The organism is Nocardioides sp. NPDC127503 (assembly GCF_040302165.1).
In the GTDB taxonomy this organism is placed as follows: domain Bacteria; phylum Actinomycetota; class Actinomycetes; order Propionibacteriales; family Nocardioidaceae; genus Nocardioides.
Genome location: NZ_JBEORH010000004.1, coordinates 291,649 through 313,303 on the forward strand (window position 1 = coordinate 291,649; position 21,655 = coordinate 313,303).

General features: G+C 68.8%; 14 protein-coding genes. 4 read left to right on the forward strand and 10 right to left on the reverse strand.

The window, feature by feature from the left end; translation table 11 throughout:
* Positions 1–126: 126 nt before the first annotated feature.
* From ABTW65_RS11355 to ABTW65_RS11390, 8 genes are all read right to left on the reverse strand, one after another.
* Positions 127–2,712 (reverse strand): ATP-dependent Clp protease ATP-binding subunit, encoded by a 2,586-nt coding sequence (locus tag ABTW65_RS11355; RefSeq protein WP_350660183.1) that lies wholly within the window; start codon positions 2,710–2,712, stop codon positions 127–129.
* A gap of 216 nt (positions 2,713–2,928) precedes the next feature.
* Positions 2,929–3,252 (reverse strand): histone-like nucleoid-structuring protein Lsr2, encoded by a 324-nt coding sequence (locus ABTW65_RS11360; protein ID WP_160026411.1) that lies wholly within the window; start codon positions 3,250–3,252, stop codon positions 2,929–2,931.
* A gap of 123 nt (positions 3,253–3,375) precedes the next feature.
* On the reverse strand, positions 3,376–4,158 hold the full coding sequence (locus ABTW65_RS11365) for a type III pantothenate kinase (RefSeq protein ID WP_350660184.1): 783 nt from the start codon (positions 4,156–4,158) through the stop codon (positions 3,376–3,378).
* Between the two features lie 11 nt (positions 4,159–4,169).
* On the reverse strand, positions 4,170–5,099 hold the full coding sequence (nadC, locus tag ABTW65_RS11370) for a carboxylating nicotinate-nucleotide diphosphorylase (protein ID WP_350660185.1): 930 nt from the start codon (positions 5,097–5,099) through the stop codon (positions 4,170–4,172).
* A complete protein-coding gene (locus tag ABTW65_RS11375; RefSeq protein WP_350660186.1) occupies positions 5,099–6,775 on the reverse strand; it encodes an L-aspartate oxidase in 1,677 nt (558 codons plus the stop codon). The genes nadC and ABTW65_RS11375 overlap by 1 nt, the downstream gene beginning before the upstream one ends.
* 92 nt (positions 6,776–6,867) lie before the next feature.
* Complete coding sequence (gene panD, locus ABTW65_RS11380; RefSeq protein ID WP_350660187.1) at positions 6,868–7,293, reverse strand: aspartate 1-decarboxylase; 426 nt, start codon at positions 7,291–7,293, stop codon at positions 6,868–6,870.
* Positions 7,290–8,156 carry a pantoate--beta-alanine ligase gene (gene panC, locus ABTW65_RS11385; protein WP_350660188.1) on the reverse strand — a complete coding sequence of 289 codons (867 nt, stop codon included), beginning with the start codon at positions 8,154–8,156 and terminating at the stop codon, positions 7,290–7,292. The genes panD and panC overlap by 4 nt, the downstream gene beginning before the upstream one ends.
* Positions 8,156–9,076: a Rossmann-like and DUF2520 domain-containing protein gene (locus ABTW65_RS11390; RefSeq protein WP_350660189.1), complete on the reverse strand. Its 921-nt coding sequence runs from the start codon at positions 9,074–9,076 to the stop codon at positions 8,156–8,158. Before ABTW65_RS11390 ends, panC begins: the two co-directional genes overlap by 1 nt.
* A gap of 332 nt (positions 9,077–9,408) precedes the next feature.
* Here ABTW65_RS11390 and ABTW65_RS11395 point away from each other — a divergent pair, with 332 nt between their 5' ends.
* From ABTW65_RS11395 to ABTW65_RS11405, 3 genes are all read left to right on the forward strand, one after another.
* Positions 9,409–10,824, forward strand: coding sequence for an SDR family NAD(P)-dependent oxidoreductase (locus ABTW65_RS11395; protein ID WP_350660190.1), 1,416 nt, complete (start codon positions 9,409–9,411; stop codon positions 10,822–10,824).
* A 4-nt stretch (positions 10,825–10,828) separates the two neighbouring features.
* Positions 10,829–11,962, forward strand: coding sequence for an acyltransferase family protein (locus ABTW65_RS11400; protein ID WP_350660191.1), 1,134 nt, complete (start codon positions 10,829–10,831; stop codon positions 11,960–11,962).
* 75 nt (positions 11,963–12,037) lie between these two features.
* Positions 12,038–13,537 carry a class I SAM-dependent methyltransferase gene (locus tag ABTW65_RS11405; RefSeq protein ID WP_350660192.1) on the forward strand — a complete coding sequence of 500 codons (1,500 nt, stop codon included), beginning with the start codon at positions 12,038–12,040 and terminating at the stop codon, positions 13,535–13,537.
* 10 nt (positions 13,538–13,547) lie between these two features.
* Here ABTW65_RS11405 and ABTW65_RS11410 read toward each other — a convergent pair whose 3' ends face one another.
* Positions 13,548–15,485: a glycosyltransferase gene (locus ABTW65_RS11410; RefSeq protein WP_350660193.1), complete on the reverse strand. Its 1,938-nt coding sequence runs from the start codon at positions 15,483–15,485 to the stop codon at positions 13,548–13,550.
* Positions 15,486–15,632: 147 nt separating this feature from the next.
* Between ABTW65_RS11410 and ABTW65_RS11415 the strand changes: the two genes are divergently transcribed.
* A complete protein-coding gene (locus ABTW65_RS11415) occupies positions 15,633–17,978 on the forward strand; it encodes a glycosyltransferase family protein (protein ID WP_350660194.1) in 2,346 nt (781 codons plus the stop codon).
* 74 nt (positions 17,979–18,052) lie between these two features.
* Here ABTW65_RS11415 and ABTW65_RS11420 read toward each other — a convergent pair whose 3' ends face one another.
* Entirely contained in the window at positions 18,053–21,622 is a 3,570-nt protein-coding gene (locus ABTW65_RS11420) for a bifunctional glycosyltransferase/CDP-glycerol:glycerophosphate glycerophosphotransferase (RefSeq protein WP_350660195.1), read from the reverse strand.
* Positions 21,623–21,655: the final 33 nt, after the last annotated feature.

Here is a 21,655-nt window from a genome sequence, read left to right on the forward strand (position 1 = left end):
AAATCGCAGAAATGGCGGACGAAACTCTACTTTCGTCCGCCACAACTAACGACTCGGCCGCCAATTCGACCTACTCGGGAAAAGGCAACGCCCCGGCCGCTATGGCCGGGGCGTTGCTTTGTCGGACTACTCGGAATCCGGCTTGGGCTTGTCGATGTTGGTCGGCTCATCCTGGTCGGGGAGCTCGATATCGGACACGGTCGCACCCTCCAGCGGCGGTACGTCCGGGACGACGGAGCGCTTCTGGCCCTTGAAAGTGAACTGCGCGGCAGGACCCTCACCCTCGACGTCGACCAGCACGATCTCGCCGGGGCCGATGTCGCCGTAGAGCATCTTCTCGGCGAGCACGTCCTCGAGCTCGCGCTGGACCGTGCGGCGCAGCGGGCGAGCACCCAGGACCGGGTCGAAGCCGCGCTCGGCGAGCACCTTCTTCGCGGCCGTGGTGAGCTCGATGCCCATGTCGCGGTCCTTGAGACGGATCTCGACGGCCGCGATCATGTTGTCGACCATCGCGACGATCTGCTCCTGCGACAGCGGCGGGAACACGATGACCTCGTCGACACGGTTGAGGAACTCAGGCCGGAAGTGCTGCTTGAGCTCGTCGGAGACCTTGGACTTCATCCGCTCGTAGGACCCCGCGACGTCGCTGGCCTGGGAGAAGCCCAGGTTGACCGACTTCGCGATGTCCCTCGTGCCGAGGTTGGTCGTCATGATGATGACCGTGTTCTTGAAGTCGACCACGCGGCCCTGGGAGTCGGTCAGGCGACCTTCCTCCAGGATCTGCAGCAGCGAGTTGAAGATGTCCGGGTGAGCCTTCTCGACCTCGTCGAAGAGGACCACGGAGAACGGCTTGCGGCGCACCTTCTCGGTGAGCTGGCCGCCCTCCTCGTAACCGACGTAGCCCGGAGGCGAGCCGAAGAGCCGCGAGACGGTGTGCTTCTCGCCGAACTCCGACATGTCGAGCTGGATCAGCGCCTCCTCGTCGCCGAAGAGGAACTCGGCGAGCGTCTTGGACAGCCAGGTCTTACCGACACCGGAGGGACCGGCGAAGATGAACGAACCGCCGGGGCGCTTCGGGTCCTTCAGGCCGGCACGAGTACGCCGGATGGCACGGGACAGCGCCTTCACCGCCTGGTCCTGGCCGATGACGCGCTTGTGGAGCTCGTCCTCCATGCGCAACAGGCGCGCGGACTCCTCCTCGTTGACCTGCACGATCGGGATGCCGGTCGCGACAGCGAGGACCTCGGCGATGAGCTCCTCGTCGACCTCCGCGACCTCGTCCATGTCGCCGGCACGCCAGGCCTTCTCACGCTCGGCCTTCTTGGCGATGAGCTGCTTCTCCTCATCGCGAAGACGGGCCGCCGCCTCGAAGTCCTGGCCGTCGATGGCGGCCTCCTTGCGCTGGCGCACGTCGGCGATCTTGTCGTCGTACTCCCGCAGGTCGGCGGGGGCCGTCATCCGGCGGATGCGCAGGCGCGAGCCGGCCTCGTCGATCAGGTCGATCGCCTTGTCCGGCAGGAACCGGTCGGAGATGTAGCGGTCGGCCATCGTGACCGCAGCGACCAGCGCCTCGTCGGTGATCGTGACCCGGTGGTGGGCTTCGTAACGGTCGCGGATGCCCTTGAGCATCTCGATCGCGACCGCGATCGTCGGCTCGGGCACCTGGATCGGCTGGAAACGACGCTCGAGAGCGGCGTCCTTCTCCAGGTACTTCCGGTATTCGTCCAGGGTGGTCGCACCGATGGTCTGCAGCTCACCGCGAGCCAGCATCGGCTTCAGGATGCTCGCCGCATCGATCGCGCCCTCGGCCGCACCAGCACCGACGAGCGTGTGGATCTCGTCGATGAACAGCACGATGTCGCCGCGGGTCTTGATCTCCTTGAGCACCTTCTTCAGGCGCTCCTCGAAGTCACCGCGGTAACGCGAGCCAGCGACGAGCGCGCCCAGGTCGAGCGTGTAGATCTGCTTGTCCTTGAGCGTCTCGGGAACGTTGCCCTTGACGATGTCCTGGGCCAAGCCCTCGACGATCGACGTCTTGCCGACGCCGGGCTCACCGATGAGGACGGGGTTGTTCTTCGTACGCCGCGACAGCACCTGCATCACGCGCTCGATCTGGCCCTCGCGACCGATGATCGGGTCGAGCTTGCCCTCGCGGGCGTCCTGGGTCAGGTTGCGGCCGAACTGGTCGAGCACGAGGCTGGAGGACGGCGCCTCGGTCGCGGTCGTGCCGGTCGACGCGGTGGCGCCGGAGGTGCCGGCCTGGCCCTCCTTGCCCTGGAAGCCCGAGAGCAGCTGGATGACCTGCTGGCGGACCCGGTTGAGGTCGGCGCCGAGCTTCTGCAGCACCTGGGCGGCGACGCCCTCGCCCTCACGGATGAGGCCGAGCAGGATGTGCTCGGTGCCGATGTAGGAGTGGCCGAGCTGCAGCGCCTCGCGCAGGGACAGCTCGAGCACCTTCTTGGCACGCGGCGTGAACGGGATGTGCCCGGACGGTGCCTGCTGGCCCTGGCCGATGATCTCCTCGACCTGGTTGCGCACCGCCTCGAGCGAGATGTCGAGGGACTCGAGGGCCTTGGCAGCGACGCCTTCTCCCTCGTGGATCAGGCCGAGCAGGATGTGCTCGGTCCCGATGTAGTTGTGGGAGAGCATGCGGGCCTCTTCCTGGGCCAGCACGACCACCCGGCGGGCTCGGTCAGTGAACCGCTCGAACATGTACGCATCTCTCCTAAGAATTCTGGGGCGTCACCAAGATTCAACCCCGCAGACAGCCTACGCGTTCCCGACAACACAACGCGATCCGTGCGCTGAGAGCGAACACGCGTTCCGTAGGCCGGACAGACGCCTCTGCACAGCCGACCTCACACAAAGGCGGCTGCCGCGCCCCGGAGGGCGCGACAGCCGGACGTTCGGTGCGGTGAGACCGGTTTGTCAGTGAGCCGCTTCGAAAGCCGCTCGGACGTCAGCCGGAATGCGACCACGGTCGGGAACGGTGTAACCGTTGGCCTTCCCCCACTCGCGCATGACCTTCGGGGTCGAGCCACCGGCGGCGGGCGCCTTCTTGGCGCCGCCGCGACGGCCGCTCACCTTCTGGGCGTGGCCGATGAAGAGCGCGAGAGAATCACGAAGCTTTGCCGCATTGGCATCGCTGAGATCAATCTCGTAGGACGTGCCGTCCAGGGCAAAAGACACCGTCTCAGCAGCTTCCGAGCCATCGATGTCATCCTCGAGGATGATCTGAACCTTCTTAGCCATGTTCCTACCTTCACTGCTCTTCTTCACCCGGAAACGGGCCGAATATAGCCATCGCCGTTAAGCGAGATGCCCATAGCATTACATACGATCCGGATGAATCAACAGGTCGCCATACTGAAAAGACTAACGAACGGCATTTCGCTGGAATATGAGTTCCAGTCCTTGCATCGTCAGCCACGGAGAATGCGACGAGAAGCATTTACTCTCGTCGAGAACGAACTCCGCCAGATAGCCGGTCGCAATCACGGTCACTTCTTCGGCGGAGACACCCAGCTCGGCGATGATCCGAGCGACCAGTCCCTCGACCTGCGCGGCGACTCCGAAGACCATTCCCGACTGCAGTGCCTCGACCGTGTTCTTGGCGATCACCGAACGCGGGCGGGCGAGCTCGACCTTGCGCAGCTGCGCACCGCGCCGCCCCAGCGCCTCCAGCGACAGCTCGATCCCCGGCAGGATCGCGCCACCGACGTACTGTCCCGCAGCGTTGACCACGTCGAAGGTCGTCGCCGTGCCCCGGAAGTCGACCACGATCGCGGGGCCGCCGTGAAGGGCCACGGCCGCGACCGCGTTGGCGATCCGGTCGGTGCCGACCTCGCGCGGGTTGTCCATGAGGATCGGGATGCCGGAGCGTACGCCTGGCTCGACCACCACACTCTCGACCGAGCCGAGATGGCGGGCGATCATCTCCCGCCATTCGTGCAGGACCGAGGGCACGGTCGCGCACACCACCACGCCGTCGATGCTCGCCACCAAGGGGTCGCCGAGGATCCCCCGCAGCAGCGCCCACCACTCGTCGGCGGTGCGGTGCTCGAGCGTGGAGACCCGCCAGTCCGCGGACACGACACCGTCGGCGATCAGCCCGAGAACCGTGTGGCTGTTGCCGATGTTGACGGCGAGCAAAGACATGGCGGGACGCCTCAGCCCTCGGACAGGTCGAAGCCGATGTCGAAGACCTTCACCGAGTGGGTCAGCGCACCGACGGAGAGATAGTCGACACCGGTCTCGGCGACCTCGCGGGCCCGGTCCAGGGTCAGCCCGCCGGAGGCCTCGAGCACCGCACGCCCGGCGGTGATCTCGACGGCCTCCTTCATCATCACGGTCGACATGTTGTCGAGCATGATCCGGCCGCAACCCGCGTCGAGAAGCGCCTTGAGCTCCTCGAGCGTGGTCACCTCGACCTCGATCGGCACGTCCGGGTAGGCGAACTTCACGGCCTCATAAGCCTGCACCGCGCCACCCGCGGCGACGATGTGGTTGTCCTTGACCAGCGCCATGTCGGAGAGCGACATCCGGTGGTTGGCGCCGCCGCCACAACGTACGGCGTATTTCTCGAGCGCTCGGAAGCCCGGCAGCGTCTTGCGGGTGTCGAGGACCTGCGCGCCGGTGCCTTCCAGCTCCTCGGTCCAGGCCGCGACGCCGGTGGCGACGCCGGAGAGGTGAGAGGCGTAGTTGAGCGCCGTACGCTCCGCGGTCAGCAGCCCTCGGGTCGGCCCGGCGATCCGCATGATGACGTCCCCGGCCTTCACCTTGGAGCCGTCCTTGACGCGGTCGGTGACCGTGACGGAGTCGCCCATGACGTACGCGAAGACGAGCTCGGCCACGCCGAGGCCGGCCACGACGCCGTCCTCCCTAGCGGCGAAGACGCCGATCCCGGTCGAGTCGGGGGCGATGGTGGCCACGGAGGTGACGTCCTCGCTGGGCATCTCACCGGGAGCAGACGTGGGCAGGTCCTCGTCGAGAGCGAGCTCGACGGCGTCGTAGACCTCGCCGGCGTCCAGGCCGGCGTTGGTCAGCTCGTCGCGCAGCTGCTGCGGGATCTCGTCGAAGGGCACGCGTCGGATGGTCATCAGGCTCCTGCCAAGGTTGACTGGTTGTGTTCGGTCTGGGACGGGTCGGTCGCTGGGGCCGGGGTGAAGATGGCGACAGTCTCGCCGTCCCGGAGTCTCAGGTCGAAGTGGCCGGCGAACTCGGCGTCGTCGCGCTCGGCGAAGTCCTCGCGCCAGTGAGACCCGCGGGTCTCCTCGCGCAGCAGCGCGGACGTCGCGAGCGCGCGCGAGACGGTCAGCAGGTTGGTCGCCTCCCAGGCGGCCGGGTCGATCTCTGTCGCCGGGGTGCTCCCGAGCTGCTCGAGCTCGTCGATCGCCTCGGCGAGGCCGGTCGCGTTGCGGAGGACTCCGACCCTGGTCGTCATCGTCTCCTGCAGCTGCTTGAGCGCGGTGCCGGGGACGAGCGCGCGCCCGGTCCCGGGACCCGGGGCCGGGTCCTCCAGCTGCCGCAGCTCGCCGGGCAGGACCTCGGCGATCCGGCGCGAGAAGACCAGCCCCTCGAGCAGCGAGTTGGAGGCGAGCCGGTTGGCGCCGTGGACGCCGCTGCAGGCGACCTCACCAGTGGCGTAGAGCCCGGGCACGTCCGAACGGCCCCACAGGTCGGTGCGTACGCCGCCCGAGGCGTAGTGGCACGCCGGGGCGACGGGGATCAGGTCGACGGACGGGTCGACGCCGTGCTGCTCGCAGGAGGCGAGGATGTTGGGGAACCGCTTCTCCCAGAACTCACGACCGAGGTGACGGGCGTCGAGCCACATGTTGGGGTGTCCGGTCTCGAGCATCCGTTTCATGATCGCCTTGGAGACGATGTCGCGCGGAGCCAGGTCGCCGAGCTCGTGCACGCCCTCCATGAGCCGGTTGCCGTCCCAGTCCACCAGGAAGGCGCCCTCGCCGCGTACGGCCTCGGAGATCAGCGGCTGCTGGCCGCGGGAGTCCTCACCCAGATACATCACCGTGGGGTGGAACTGGACGAACTCGAGGTCGCGCAGGGTCGCGCCGGCCCGCAGCGCGATCGCCATCCCGTCGGCGGTGGCGACGGCGGGGTTGGTGGTCTGCGAGAAGACCTGGCCGAGGCCGCCGGAGGCGAGAACGACGGCCCGGGTACGCACGATCCCGACGCCGTCGGCATCGCCCTCGCCCATCACGTGGATGGTCAGGCCGGCGACACCGCCGTCGGCGGCGGTCAGCAGGTCGACGACCATCGCGTGCTCGAAGACCAGGATCTCGGGAGCGCGGCGTACGGCCTCCATCAGCGCGCGCTGGATCTCGGCACCGGTCGCGTCGCCGTCGGCGTGCGCAATCCGGTCACGCCGATGGCCGCCCTCACGGGTGAGCGAGAGGTTGCCGGACGGGTCTTTGTCGAACTCGGCGCCCCACTCGATCAGCTCACGGACCGCCTCGGCGCCCTCACCGACCAGGACACGTACGGCCTCGAGGTCGCACGCCCCGGCGCCTGCCACGAGTGTGTCGACCTCGTGCTGAGCAGGGGTGTCGCCCTCGCCGAGAGCCGCCGCGATGCCGCCCTGGGCCCACTGCGTCGAGCCGGCCTTGAGCTCGTCCTTCGTGACGACGGCGACCCGCTCGACCTGGTCCTTGAGCCGCAGCGCCGCGGTCAGCCCGGCGATCCCCGAGCCCACCACGATCACGTCTGCCCACTCGGTCCAGCCCGGGTCGCGGGCGGAGAGCAGCTCGATGTTCATGCTGCCCCCTCCGTCGAGGAGGGGAAAGCATACGGAGGCGACAGCATGATGATCTCGTCTGTCGCTCGCTGGCGCTCGCTCATGCCCGCACGCTACTGCGTGAGAACGAGCGGTCCACGCATCTGGTCGGTCCCTGGAACCGGCTCGCTCCGGTCGGAGCCGAGCGCGATGATGTGGTTGGCCTCGTCGACGTGCACGACGTGCGGCTCGAAGGCGCGGGCCTCCTCGGTGCTCATCTGCGCGTACGCGATGAGGATGACCAGGTCGCCGGGGTGGACCAGGTGGGCGGCGGCGCCGTTGATACCGAGTACGCCGCTGCCGCGCTCGCCCGCGATCGTGTAGGTCTCCAGGCGGGCACCGTTGGTGATGTCGACGATGGAGACCAGCTCGCCGGGGAGGATGTCCGCGGCGTCGAGGAGGTCGGCGTCGACCGTGACCGAGCCGACATAGTGCAGGTCTGCCTGGGTGACCGTGGCGCGGTGGATCTTGCCGGTCATCATGGTGCGCAGACGAGTCATCGGGATGCTCCGATCGTGAGGCTCATGTTGTCGATGAGTCGGGTGGTGCCGAGGCGGGCGGCGACGAGGATCCGGGCTTCGGTGGCCGGCTCCGGGTTGGCGGGCAGCTCTCCGAGCGCGGGGTCGGTGACCACGAGGTAGTCCAGGTCGACCCCCTTCGCCCGGCGCAGCTCGGCGCGGGCCGCGTGGAGGGCGGCCTCGACTCCGTGGGTGGCCTCGCGCTGCGCGGCGTAGAGCGCCCGCGACAGCGTCGTCGCCTCCTCCCGCTGCTCTGGCGAGAGGTAGCGGTTGCGCGAGGAGAGGGCCAGGCCGTCGGGCTCGCGCTGGGTCGGCGCACCGACGACGTCGACGCCGAGGCACAGGTCGGCCGACATCCGGCGGATCAGCGCGAGCTGCTGGTAGTCCTTCTGACCGAAGACGGCGACGTCGGGCTTGACCAGCCCGAACAGCTTCGCGACGACGGTGAGTACGCCGCCGAAGTGGCCCGGCCGGGTCTTGCCCTCGAGCACGTCACCGAGCTCGCCGGGGGCCACGGTCACCTGCGGCAGCCCGCCGGGATAGACGTCGTCCACCGACGGCGCGAAGACGACGTCGACGCCCTCGCGCTCGCAGACCTCCAGGTCGGCCTCGAGCGTGCGCGGGTAGCGGTCGAGGTCCTCCCCCGCGCCGAACTGCAGCGGGTTGACGAAGATCGACACGACGACAGGACCGCCGCCGACCCGCTCGCGGGCGACGCGCATCAGCGACGCGTGGCCCTCGTGGAGGGCGCCCATCGTGGGCACGAAGCCGACGAGCGTGCCCTCACGGCGGGCGGGGTCGAGGAGCTTCGCGAGTTCCTCGCGGGTGGATGCGACTTCGCTCATCACTGGTTCCAGGTGTGGATCGGACGCGGGAGCGGCTGCACGGCAGCACGATCCGCCTCGTCGAGCAGGTTCTTGATCTTGAGCGCCCGGATGGGCAGCAGCCGCCCGTCGGAGACGGCTCGGTCGAGCGTGGCCCGCGCCATGGAGACGTACGACGCCAGGGTCTGCGGAGCATTGGTGCGGATGTCGTCGAGGTGGGCCGCGACCGTGCCGGCGTCGCCGCGGACGATCGGGCCGGTCAGCGCCGCGTCGCCGTGGTCCAGGGCGTTGTCGAGGGCGGCCGTCAGCAGCGGCCGCAGGGTGCCCGCAGGGTCGGTGGCGCCAGCGGCGGAGAGGATCTCCATCGCCTCGGTGACCAGGGTGACCAGGTGGTTCGCGCCGTGGGCGAGCCCGGCGTGGTAGAGCGTACGCATCTCCTCGGGCACCCACATCGGCTTGCCGCCGAGGTCATTCACCAGCGCCTCGGCGAAGGCCCGGTCGGCAGGAGTGGCGGCGGTCAGGCCGAAGACGCAGCCGGAGAGCCGGGCCAGGTCGACCGAGGTGCCGGAGAAGGTCATCGCCGGGTGGACGGCCATCACGTGGGCGCCGATCGCGGCGGCCGGCTCGAGGATCGCCAGGCCGTGGCGGCCGGAGGTGTGCGCGACGTACATCCCGGGGCGGATTGCGCCGGCATCCGTCATCGTCTTGACGACGTTGCCGAGCATGTCGTCGGGGACGGTGAGAAGAAGGAGGTCGCACGCGCGAGCGACAGCTGTCGGCTTCTCGACCGAAACCCCCGGGAGAAGAGAGGCGATGCGCGCGCGAGAGGCGTCGGACTCGCCGGCGACAGCCACGATCTGGTGACCTGCGGAGCGCAGCGCGGCTGCAAGGACGGCCCCGACGCGACCCGCGCCGACGACGCCCACCCTGAGTGGGTTCATGGTTGTAGACCTTTCGTTCCAGTCCCTCCGACCACTCCCCCTTGTGAGCGGAGCCGGGATGGGTACCAGACGTTGTGCCTGCCTGCTCAGCCACCGTGACCGAGCCGTATTGCTTCGGGCTTCGCTTCAGCTCAGCCGAAACAAAGGTACGCCGCCCGACACTCATCCGAAACACCACAGTGCCGTGACTGCCATCACACCAGCGCACGGCCGCCGCGGATCACACGCCGAACCAACGGCTCGGTATCACCTCACACCCAGCATTGGAGTCATTCCCGCGCATCGTGGAAGAATCCACGGCTCCTCGTCATCTACCAAAGGGTCAGAGTTCAGTGCTTCGTAACGTTGCCGTGCTGCTTGCCGGCGGTGTGGGCTCCCGTGTGGGTCTCGACATCCCGAAGCAGCTCATCAAGATCGCCGGGATGCCGATCATGGAGCACACCCTCGGCGTGCTCGACCGCCACCCCCAGATCGACGAGATCATCATCCTGATGGCTCCCGGCCACCTCGACGCCGTGCACGCGATGACCCGCGACGGCCGCTACCCGAAGGTCTCCAAGATCCTCGAGGGCGCCGACACCCGCAACGAGACGACCAAGCGCGCCCTGGCCGCCCTCCCCGAGGGCGAGGACTGCAACGTCCTCCTCCACGACGCCGTACGTCCGCTGCTCAGCGAGGACGTGATCACCGACTGCTTCAAGGCGCTGGTGACCTACGAGGCCGTCGACGTGGCCATCCCGTCCGCGGACACGATCATCGAGCTCAACGACGACAACACCATCTCGCAGATCCCGGACCGCTCGCGGCTGCGCCGCGGCCAGACCCCGCAGGCCTTCCTCGCCTCGACCCTGAAGCGGGCCTACGAGATCGCCGACCAGGACCCTGAGTTCCGGGCGACCGACGACTGCAGCGTGGTGCTGAAGTACCTGCCCGACACCAAGATCTGGGTGGTCGACGGTCACGAGCAGAACATGAAGGTCACCGAGCCGATCGACGTCTACATCGCCGACAAGCTCTTCCAGCTCACCGCTCACCAGCAGTTCCCGCAGAAGGACGAGGCCGACTACCGGGCCGCCCTCGAGGGCAAGAACATGGTCGTCTTCGGCGGCAGCTACGGCATCGGCGCCGACATCGCGGAGCTGGCCGAGTCCTACGGCGCCAACGTCGCCTCCTACAGCCGCTCGGCCACCAGCACCGACGTCGCCAAGCGGGCCGACATCGTCGCCGCGGCCGCCGACGCCGGCAAGCGCTTCGGCTCGATCGACTTCGTGGTCAACACCGCCGGTGTGCTGCCGCGCGGCGAGCTCGCCACCGTCTCGGAGGAGACGATCTACAACGCGACCGAGATCAACTACATCGCGCCGGTCCTGATCGCCCAGGAGTTCTTCCCCTACCTCGCCCGGGCGAAGGGCTCGCTCCTCTTCTTCACCTCGAGCTCCTACACCCGCGGTCGCCGCGGCTACGCGCTCTACTCCTCCGCGAAGGCGGCCACCGTCAACCTGACCCAGGCCCTCGCCGACGAGTGGGCCGACCAGGGCGTACGCGTCAACGCGATCAACCCCGAGCGCACCGGCACCCCCATGCGCACCAAGGCGTTCGGCCAGGAGCCGTCCCACACGCTCCTGGAGTCGAAGGCGGTCGCCCGGGCGTCGCTGGACACCCTGATCGCGTCGAGCACCGGCCACGTCATCGACCTGCGCCGCATCGACCCGATCCAGGAGGCCCTGGACGCTGCGGCGGGGAACTGACCCAATGACCAGCACCCCGACCGCGCCCGCGGACACGGCCCCTGCCTCCGCGCCCGCCCCCGAGCCCAAGAAGAAGGCCGTACGCCGCTCCCGGCTCGGCGCGCTCGACGCGCTCCGGTTCATCGCGGCAGCCGTCGTCGTGGGCTACCACCTCACCGGCATCGCGACCCCTTACTGGGGTATCGACCCCCGGGAGGTCTTCCCGACGCTCAACCACGTCACCCGCTACGGCTACCTCGGCGTGGAGCTCTTCTTCATCATCAGCGGCTTCGTGATCCTGATGACCGCGTGGGGTCGTGACCTGCCCCGTTTCGTCTCGTCCCGAGTCGCCCGGCTGTTCCCGGCCTACTGGGTCGCCGTCATCATCACGCTGATCCTCCAGGCGTACTGGAAGGGCGGCCGCGACCAGGGGTTCGTCGGCGGCCTGATCAACATGACGATGACCCAGGACGCCTGGGACGTACTCAGCGCCCAGGGTGCCTTCTGGACGCTCTGGATCGAGCTCAAGTTCTACCTGCTGATCGGCGTCTTCCTGCTCGTCGGGATCACCAAGCAGCGAGTGATCGCGGTCGTCTTCCTGTGGCCGCTGCTCGCCCAGATCGCCCGCGCGACCGACTCCGGCATGCTCAACTCGCTCCTGTTCGCCGAGTACGCCCCGTTCTTCGCGATGGGCATGGCGCTCTTCCTGATCTACCGGTTCGGCAACTCGTTCATCGCCTGGCTCGCGGTCGCCTACAACGTGATCCTGGGCATCCGCCAGGCGACCGAGTACGCCGACCGGGCCACCGAGCTCGTCGGTGCCACCGTCTCGCCGGTGATCACCGGCTGGGCGATCGTGGGGTTCGCGGCACTCGTCTGGCTGGTCTCGGCCGGCCCGCTGGGCCGGGTGGAGGCGCGCTTCCTGACGACGCTCGGGGCGCTGACCTACCCGCTCTACCTGATCCACGCGCAGTTCGCGTTCTGGATCATCGACATGTTCCACGGCCGCTACGACGAGTACGTCGTCCTCGCCGCTGCCGTCTCGACCGCCCTCGTGCTGGCCATCGCGCTTCACTACCTCATCGAGCGCCGCCTCCACGACCCGGTACGCGACGCCGTCTTGCGTGGTTTACGGGAGACTCCGCAGCAACAGCGCTAATGTCTCTCCATGCTGACTCGAGGCCGGCAGAATCGCGGCGTTGCGGTTCAGCCCCGACACATCAATCCTTCCCGAGTGCGTCTCCGCCAGGAGATGGCACGCTTCGCCAAGGGCACCAAGCGTGGCATGCGTGTCCTCGATGCCGGTGCGGGCCGGTCGCCCTACCGGCGGCTGTTCAAGCACGCCCAGTACGAGGCCGCTGACTTCGCGCAGCTGAGCTCGGCGTACGCACCCCTGGACTACGTCTGCGACATCACCGACATCCCGGTCGATGACGGGTGCTTCGACCGGGTGATCTGCAACCAGGTCCTCGAGCACGTGCCCGAGCCGGAGAAGGCCATCGGCGAGCTCTACCGCGTGCTCAAGCCGGGCGGGCGGATCTTCCTCTCGGCGCCCCTCTTCTTCGCCGAGCACCAGAAGCCGTACGACTTCTTCCGCTACACCCAGTTCTCGCTGCGGAAGATGTTCGAGGAGGCAGGCTTCGAGATCGCCAGGATGAACTGGCTCGAGGGCTACTTCGGGACGGTCGCCTACAGCTATCAGATGATGGCGAAGAACCTCCCCGCGAACATCGGTGAGCTCCGCGGACGAGGTCTGCGCTGGAAGCTCGCCTACGTCGCCCCGATCGTCCTCCTCAACCGCAAGCTCGCGGTCCGGCTCAGCCGCCTCTACGCGCGGCTGGAGGTCTCCGGCCGCCGCTTCGAGCGCGGGATGCCGAAGAACTACGTCGTCGTCGCGCGCAAGCCCGCCGACGGGGCGCCGCTCGTATCGAAGCAGGCCGAGACGAAGACCCAGCCGAAGGCCACCTCCACCATGGCCGAGCTCCAGGCCGAGGTCGAGCGGCTGCGGACGGAGACCGTACGCACCCGCGAGTCCGTACGCGACCCACTGGTCGACCTCCCGCTCACTGCAGAGGTCCGCACCGTCCTCGACGGCGTCCGAGCCGAGCACCTCACCTACCTCAAGCCCGAGAACCTGCAGGTGCTCGCCCGCCAGGTGCTGGACGCCGACCTGCAGGACCGGCCAGGCCTGATCATCGAGACCGGGGCGGCGCTCGGTGGCTCCGCGATCGTGATGGCGGCAGCGAAGGACCCGAAGCGGCCGATGAAGGTCTACGACGTCTTCGGGATGATCCCGGAACCGTCCGAGCGCGACGGCGACGACGTGCACAAGCGCTACCGGAAGATCGTCAGCGGCACGTCGAAGGGGATCGGCGGCGAGACCTACTACGGCTACCGCGACAACCTCTACGACGAGGTGAGCGACTCATTCACCCGGCACGGCATCGATCCGGCGGAGCACAACGTCGAGCTGGTGCAGGGCCTGTTCCAGGACACCCTGAAGATCGACGAGCCCGTCGCCTTCGCCCACCTCGACGGCGACTGGTACGAGTCGACGATGACCTGCTTGGAGCGGATCGCCCCCCACCTGGTCGTGGGGGGACGGATCGTGCTCGACGACTACTTCCACTACAGCGGGTGCCGCGACGCGGTCGACGAGTACTTCAAGGACCGCCCCGGCTTCCGGCTGGAGCGGCGTACGAAGCTGCACGTCGTACGCACCGCCGGAGCCTGACGCCCGTCGGTCAGCGCCGCTGCAGGTGCAGGACGTCGTTCGGACCGAACGACACCTCGAAGTTCGGGCGTACGTGGCGGGGCCTGCCCAGCGTGGTCTGCCAGTTCCAGTTGTGGACGGTGAACCGAAGCCGCAGGTCGAGGTTGCGCGCGTCCTCGGAGAACTCCTCGAAGACCTCCGCGAGGTCGAACCTGGAGGCGAGCCGGAACTCGCCCCTGCCCTCGGGTGAGACCTCGAGCGGCAGCGCGGCCACCTCGCCGGTGTCGTTGCAGACGGCGTCGAGGGTGACGATGCGGTCCACCATCACGCCCTTCGGCCACTCGCCCATCACGGTGAGCGTGGCATCGAAGCGGAGCGTACGAGAGTCACGGAAGGCGGCCGAGCTCGCCTGGGTGCGGCCCAGCCGGCTGGCCGGACCGGGCAGCCGGGTAGCGACGCCCTCCGGCATCGGCCGCGCCCAGCCGAGGGCGTGGACGTCGAGGCGGGCACGGGCCTTCTCGATCCGGCCCGGCCGCTGCGCGACGGCCCCCTCGAAGGCGACTCGCCAGTCGTCGAGGAACGCGCGCCAGTCGTGCTTGCTCGCCTTCTCCAGGGCCTTGCGGGACATCTCGGCCACCTTGTCGGGGGCGTCGATCATCTGGATGCAGCGCTCGGCGACCGCGTCCATGTCTTCGGCCTCGACGATGTAGCCGTCGACGCCATCGCTGATCTGCTCGCGCGGACCGTAGTTGATGTCATAGCTGATCACCGGGCAGCCGAAGGAGAGCGACTCGAGGGTCGCCAGCGGGTAGCCCTCGTTCACGCTGGTCATGATGAAGCCGGTGGCGTGCAGCAGCGCTTCCTTCGCCCGCGGGTCGTGACCCATGAGCTGGACGTTCTTGCCGACGTCGAGCGTCTCGATCAGATCGGCGAGCGGCTTGTAGAGCTTGCCGTCGCCGTAGATCTGGAACTTGGCCTCGGGCCGCTTCTCGATCACCTTCGCGAACGCCTTGATGGCGTGCTCGAGGCGCTTCTGCGGCTCGAGCCGGGCCACCGTGACGAAGGTCGCCGGCTCCCGCACGGGCATCGTCTCGGGCAGCTCGGGCAGCTCGACCGGGTTGGGTACGACGAACCGGTGCGAGGTCGAGCCATAACGCATCGCGATGTGCTCGGACTGACGATGGGTCAGGTTCACCAGCGCGTCGTACTCGTGGATGTTGTCGAGCAGCGGGGCGTACTTGCCCGAGAGCTGGGAGTTCCAGCGCCGCTCCTTCACGACATGGTTGTTGTGCATGAGGTGGAGGAAGTAGAAGCGGTCGTCCTGGCGGGGCATGACGTCACGCAGCGCGAACCGGGAGTCGGTCACGAAGAAGACCCGCTCGGCGTCGCCGGCGAGCAGCTCGAGCCAGTGCCACAGCCAGCCGCCCAGGGTCTCCCACGACCGGATCGGGCGCCCCTCGGCGTCGGTGAGGATGTAGGGCACCCGGGACGCGGCCGGAGCACCCGGGCCCGGCGCCCGCAGATAGATCGACCCGTCGGCGCGACGGTAGTCGCGCGCCAGGTCCTTCCCCGACTGCGAGTGGGCGGTGTAGTAGACGGTGCCGTCGGGGTGCATTACGTCCGAGATGGTCGTGCCGGCCACCTCACCCAGCTGGCCACCGAGCGCGGCCACGGATTCGTCCGGCGCGTCGGTCGGAGTGTTCAGCCGGTACCACTCGTAGAGGTTGAGGAGGTCCATGCCCTCGACCAGCTGGCCCGATTCGCGCAGCACCTCGCGCACCTCGTCGTAGACGGGCTTCGACTCGGTGGTCAGCAGCGTCGTCGGGATCCCGGTGTGCTGGGTGATCAGGCGGTTGCGCATGATCATCGCCCGAGTCTGGCCGCCGAACTTGGTCGCGATCTCGTTGCACATCGTGAGGTAGCGGCCCTCGGGGAACGCGACCTGCTCGTGGGGGTTGGGGATCGGCATGCGCAGAGATTAGTCGGCGTCTTTGGGGATTGCCGATTCTTCGGGCAGGATATCCGGCCTGGATCATAGGGGGAAACGTGTGAACGGACCGCGAACATCGCGGCTCCGCCCGACGACACTGCGTCGAACCATCAATGAAGGAGTCCCATGGCCAGCCCAGCTCGACGACTCGCTCGCCAGCTGCTTCCCGAGCGCCTGCGTCAGAGCCTGACCGCTCGCGTCCCGTCCATCTCTGAGGGCGCATCGCAGGACTCTAAGCCGGCGCCGATCTCCATCGAGGTCGAGCCGCTCGTCGTCGCCGCTGATCTCGAGGGTGCTGTCAACGCCGCCGGCGGCGGCTTCTACGAGCGCGCCTGGGCTCTCTTCCAGGGCATCCCGGTGGAGACATGGGCCGCCAAGGCCGCCGACGAGTACGTCATGTCCGGCCTCAACGTCGACCCCGACGCGACCCGCGCGACCCTGCGCGAGCTCGCCGAGACCGGCGCTGCGTACGTCTCGGGCCGCGCGTGGCTCGCGATGACCAGCCGCGTCTTCGGGTTCGGCGACCAGGAGCTGGCCCGCAGCCTCTACGCCCGGCTCGACGAGGCCGTCGGCGACGGCACCAAGGGCGACACCAAGTGGGTCGTCGAGAGCCGTGACTGGCTGCGCCCGTGGGTCGCCGCCGACAACGACGAGCCCGACGCCCCGGCCGCGCCGGAGGGCACCGTCTCCTACGCGGTCGTCGACTACGGCCACCCCGGCCGCTCCCGCGCCTCGGCCAACATCGGCGACCATGTCCAGACCGTCGCCTCCCTCGGTCACCTGGTGCGCCACAAGGATCTGGAGTTCACCGGCGAGTCCGAGCTCGACGAGATGGCCAACCGGCTGCGCGAGCGGGTCCGCCCCGAGCGCGTCCGCGAGGGCCTGTCCGCCAAGGTCCAGCTGATGACCCTCCAGCGCGACGCGTCGATGTACCAGCCCGTCCCGAAGGACACCTGGATGCTCGGCTTCGGGTGGTACATGCACCCCATCTTCGAGATGCGCTACGGGATGCCGTTCCACAAGAACCTGCGCCCGATCTTCGTCTCGTTCCACTGCAGCACCCGCGCCATGATGACCGACGAGACGATCGAGTACCTCAAGAAGTACGCCCCGGTCGGCTGCCGCGACTGGACGACCGTCGACATCCTGCTCTCCGTCGGCGTGCCCGCCTTCTTCTCCGGCTGCCTCACCACCACGGTCTCGACCGTGTTCCCGGACGCCACCGAGCTGCCCGGCCCGGACGCGCCGGTCGGCTACGTCGACGTCTTCGACGGCACCATCCCCAAGGGGGCCCCGACCTACGCCCAGGGCGGCCTCGACGAGGTCCGCTTCCGGCCGTTCGTGCAGAACATCGACGACGCGATCACGATGCTCGAGGGCTACCGTCGCGACCACCGCAAGCTGGTCACCAGCCGCCTGCACTGCTACCTGCCCGGTCGCAGCATCGGCATCGACATCGACTTCCGCCCGAAGAACCTCTCCGACCCGCGCTTCGCCGGCCTCAACCCGCTCACCCCCGCCGAGTTCGACGGCATCCGGGAGAGCATGAACGACCGGCTCGAGACGATCCTCACCAAGATCTTCTCCGGCGCCAGCGTCGAGGAGGTCTACGCCCAGTGGCGCGAGATGAACGCCGCCGAGGTCGAGATCGCCCGTGAGCGCCGGGCCGCCGCCCGCAAGGTGGGCGAGCTGGTCAGCTCGATCGCCGAGGACGTACGCAGCAACCCGGTCAACACCCCGGAGCAGGTTCCGGCCGACGCGATCCACGTCGCCGTATCGGCCCGTCCGAAGCAGCGCCCGAAGCTGCGCCGGCTGATCAAGTCCATCGCCGCCTACTCGTCCCGTCCGGTCCACCTGTGGGTCCAGACCGGCGGCGCCGACCTGCGCCTCGACGAGCTCGCCCGGCCGGGGATCACGCTCAGCGCGCTGGACGTGTCCGGCTTCGACGGCATCAAGCAGCCCGACGGCAGCACACTCCCGATCGGCCAGGTCGAGCGGCTCGTGGTCGCCGATCTGCTCCCCGACGTCGACAAGCTCGTCATCCTCCCGGTCTCGGCCGTGCTGACCGAGGACATCGCCGGGCTCGCCGACACCGACCTGGAGGGCAACCTGCTGGCTGCCTCCGACGTCGTCGGCACTCGCGCGAACAGCGGTTTCCAGCAGATCCACGCCGCCGCCAACAAGCAGGCAGAGCGCACCACCGAGGCGGCAGAGCTGCGTCGTGACGGCCACCAGCGGCACGCCTTCGACTTCGACGCCTTCGACATCGACGTGCTCGTGCTCGATGCCGCTCAGTGGCGCACTCAGGACCTGCTCACCTCGCTGGCGCCCTATGTCGAGACGTACGGGATGACCTACCGGAACGTGCTCCTCCTCGAGGTCGGCCCGCACCGCGTGGTCCTGCCGGAGCGCTGGAACGCGATCCCCGGCAAGACCGCGGTGGCCAAGCCGGCTCTCGCCCGGCTGCCGTGATCCTGGCCTGAGGCCCTAGAAGGCAGCGATGGCGCGCCCCGCAAGGGGACGCGCCATCGCTGCTTTTGTGACCGTCAGGGCTTGTCGAAGCTGGGCTTGTCGAAGAAGGCCTCGACGACCCGCTCGGTCGCCTTGCCGTCCTGGGTGTACTGGTACTTGGCGTTGAACGCGGCGATCTGGTCGCGGTGCTCGGCCTCGAGCCGGTCCAGGTCGGACAGGGCCGCGACAACCTCCTCCGCGGTGTCGAGCATCGGCCCGGGGGCGGTGTCGGCGTAGTCGTAGAGGAAGCCGCGGATGCCGCCGGTGTAGTCGGACAGGTCCGGCACCAGGAACACCATCGGCCGCCCGGTGAGAGCGAAGTCGAAGCGCAGGCTGGAGTAGTCGAGCACCGCCGCGTCGGAGGCCAGGATCAGGTCATTGATCTCCGGGTAGTCGGTGACGTCGATGATCCGGGCGGTGCGCTCGCTGCGCTCGCTCCCCTTGGAGTTGAACCGGTGACCGCGCAGCAGGATGACGTACTCGTCGCCCAGCGCCTCGCTGGCCGCGACCACGTCGAGGTGCTCGACCATCTTCGCCGAGCGGTAGTTGAGCGCCAGGTGATCCCGCCAGGTCGGGGCGTAGAGGACCACCTTCTGGTGGGAGCCGATGCCGAGCAGGTTGCGCGTACGCTCGCGGTCCTCCGCCGCCGACGGGAGCACCAGCGCGTCGTCGCGCGGGTAGCCCTCGCTGTGGATCGGGCCGTCGTAGGCGTACTCCTCGCGGTAGTAGCGGTCCATCTCCGGCGTCGGGGTCAGGATCAGGTCCCACCCGGCGGTCGTACGGTCCAGCTCGGCCTCGCAGCGCAGTGGCGAGAACATCTTCGCGCGCCACATCCGCAGGCCCATCGACTTGGCGGGGTAGCCGTGGAAGGTCTGCAGGAACCGCTGCCCCTCCCGCTTGCGCCACCAGCGGTCGAAGTCGATGTTCTGCACGAGGTACTTCGCGGTGCCGATGACCCGGTACCACTCCGGGCTCTGCAGCACGACCGGGATGCCGCCCTCGGGGACCCGGGAGGCGTGGTCGGCGACGCCCCAGTAGAGGGTGAGGTCGGGCCGGGTGCGACGCAGGTGCTCGTGGATCGCGAGCTGGGAGTCGGTGGCGGTCGAGCCGGCGTAGGTCGAGAGGTAGACCGCGGACTCGTCTAGCGGCTCCTCGGCCGCCAGGACGCGCTCGCGGGCGAGGTTGTGGGCGTAGCTGCCGGCGTGGTCGACGGGGATCGGCGGCTGCAGGGTGACTCCCGGGCCGCTGCCGTTGACCGGACGCAGCCGGACCTCGTCACTGGTCTGGAACTCGGCCTGGTGCTCGAGGAACGCGGTGGTGTGGCGTACGTTGCCGGGGCGCTTGGCCCCGCAGGTGAGCTGGAACTGGTAGATGCCGCTGGGCACGACGGACTCGCCCAGGCCCCACTCGTCCCAGCGCAGCGTGAAGACGACCTCGAACTCGGCGGCGCCGGTGTCGATCTTGACGGTCTCGCTGTGCCGCGAGCCGGAGAGGGTCAGCCGGGCGTGCTTCGGGATCGTGCTGAGCCACTCGCCCCGCACCGTGATCTGGCCGTCGCCGAGCTCGACGCGGTCGATGGCGACGGTGTCGGCCACCTCCATGATCTGTGCGTAGCCCCGGCCGTCTCGCGAGGCCAGCACGCTGCCGCCACGTTCGCCGGTCCACGGCGTGCCGATCGGGTCGGCCCAGACGATCCGGCCCGAAGTGCCGTCCTGGAGGGTGTCCAGCCGCCAGGCGGCGGGCGCCCCGGGCTCGACGGCACCGTGAGCGGGGAGGCTGAGCGTGACCTTGCCGTCCTTGACGGGCGCCTCGATGCGTACGCCGCCACCGATCGCCCGCACGGCGTGCGGCAGGTCGCCGGCCAGGGTCAGGGAGACGGTGCGGCCGTCGACCTCCGCCTTCTCCAAGGAGGTGGCAGTCGTCGGGACGGCGCGGAAGCTGAGCTGGTCGAGGTAGCGGTCGCAGGCCACGGACAGGCCGGCAGAGGTGTGGACCCGCGGCCGGTAGCGCGTCGCCAGATTGCCCGCCGGGCCGCGGGTGTCGATCTGGACCTCGCTGGTGGTCCGGACGACGCCATCGACGCCGATGGTGACCTCGAGGTGCCAGCGCCCGGCGGTCAGCCGGGTGAGGTCGATCTCGGTGCGGCACCCGCCGGCGCGGTAGTCCTGGTACTTGTGACCGATGGTCATGTTGGCCTGCGCGTCATACCGCGGCGTGACGGTCAGGTCGATCGGGTCGGGCAGCGCCGTGTCGGGATCGCTCGCGACGCCGTCCTCGTCGGCGGCGCTGACGAAGTCCGGCACGAGGCGGGCGGTGAAGAAGGGGGTCGTCTCGGCGAGGTCGACGAGCTCGATCCGCGCCACCAGGTCGACCAGTACCCGGTCGGAGTCGAGTGGGCGTACGTCCCGCACCAGCACCCGCGCCGGCGTCTCGTGCTCGTTGAGCGTGGTCACGGCCTCGGGCAGGTCGGTGTCGGGGAAGATCCCGCGCACCTGGCCGCCGCCGACCCGCGTGCGTAGGTTGCCGCGCTCGAACCAGCGCGACGCGACGAACGCGGTCAGCTCCTCGCGCTGGTCGGCGATGAGGTAGGTCAGCCGAGCCCGCACCTCGACCGGGAGCTTGAGCCACACCTCCGGGGAGACGTCGCGCTCGATCTCGACGACGAGGTTGCGCAGGGCGGTCCACTGCTCCTCGCTCATCCGCTCGACGTCACCGAGGATGGTGTTGGCGCGGCCGGCGAGCCCACCCAGCGCCCAGTGGTCACGCAGGTCGGAGGCCAGCTCGCCGATCGCGATCCACGTCGAGCGGGTCTGCTCGATCCACTCCGCCATCCCGAGGGTCTGGTCGTGGAGCTGCTCGACCGGGGTGCCGTCGGCGCGGTCCATGTCCACGCACACCGGCGCGGTGACCACGTCGAAGCGGTTGGCCTTCAGGTAGCCGTCGAACCCGACCGCGTCGGCACCGCCACGGCCGCCGAAGCTGAAGCCCTGCTGACGCCAGAACGAGGTGCGGAAGAGCCGGTTGCTCACCCCGACGTCGCTCAGCGCCTCCGGGAACTCGTCGAGGGTGAGGCCCGAGCGGTTCTCCGCGTGCACGAGATCGTAGGCCGGCACCACCGGCGGGGAGAGCCGCTGGCGGCTCTCGATCCGACCGACCGCGAGATCGGACCCGCTCTCCTCCAGGGAGGTGGCCAGTGTGCGCATCGCGTTCTGGGTGAGGAGGTCCGCGGCGAGCAGGAAGCAGACGTAGGACCCGCGCGCCGCGCGACCACCACGGTCGCGGGCCTCGGCCTGCGTCGCGGAGCTGTCCAGCAGCCGCAGGCGGTAGTCGTCGGGGAGGTCGGCGAGGATCTGGTCGCTCACCACGCTGGCCTCGCCATAGGGCGCGATCAGGATCTCGAGCGTCGTGTGGGTCTGCTCGCGCACGGAGAGGAGCGACTCGGCGAGGTACTGCTTGTCCTGGTCGGTCACGGTCACCACGACCGAGACGAGCGGGCCGCGCTCGTGGCCGAGAACGCGATGCCCGGCGTCACGAGCCAGTCGACGGACACCCTGAGGCATCCTTCGTTCGGCGCGACGCAAGACGTCGACGATTCCCTGACCCATGCACATTCCCTCTCGGTCCGAGGGCGTCCCGAA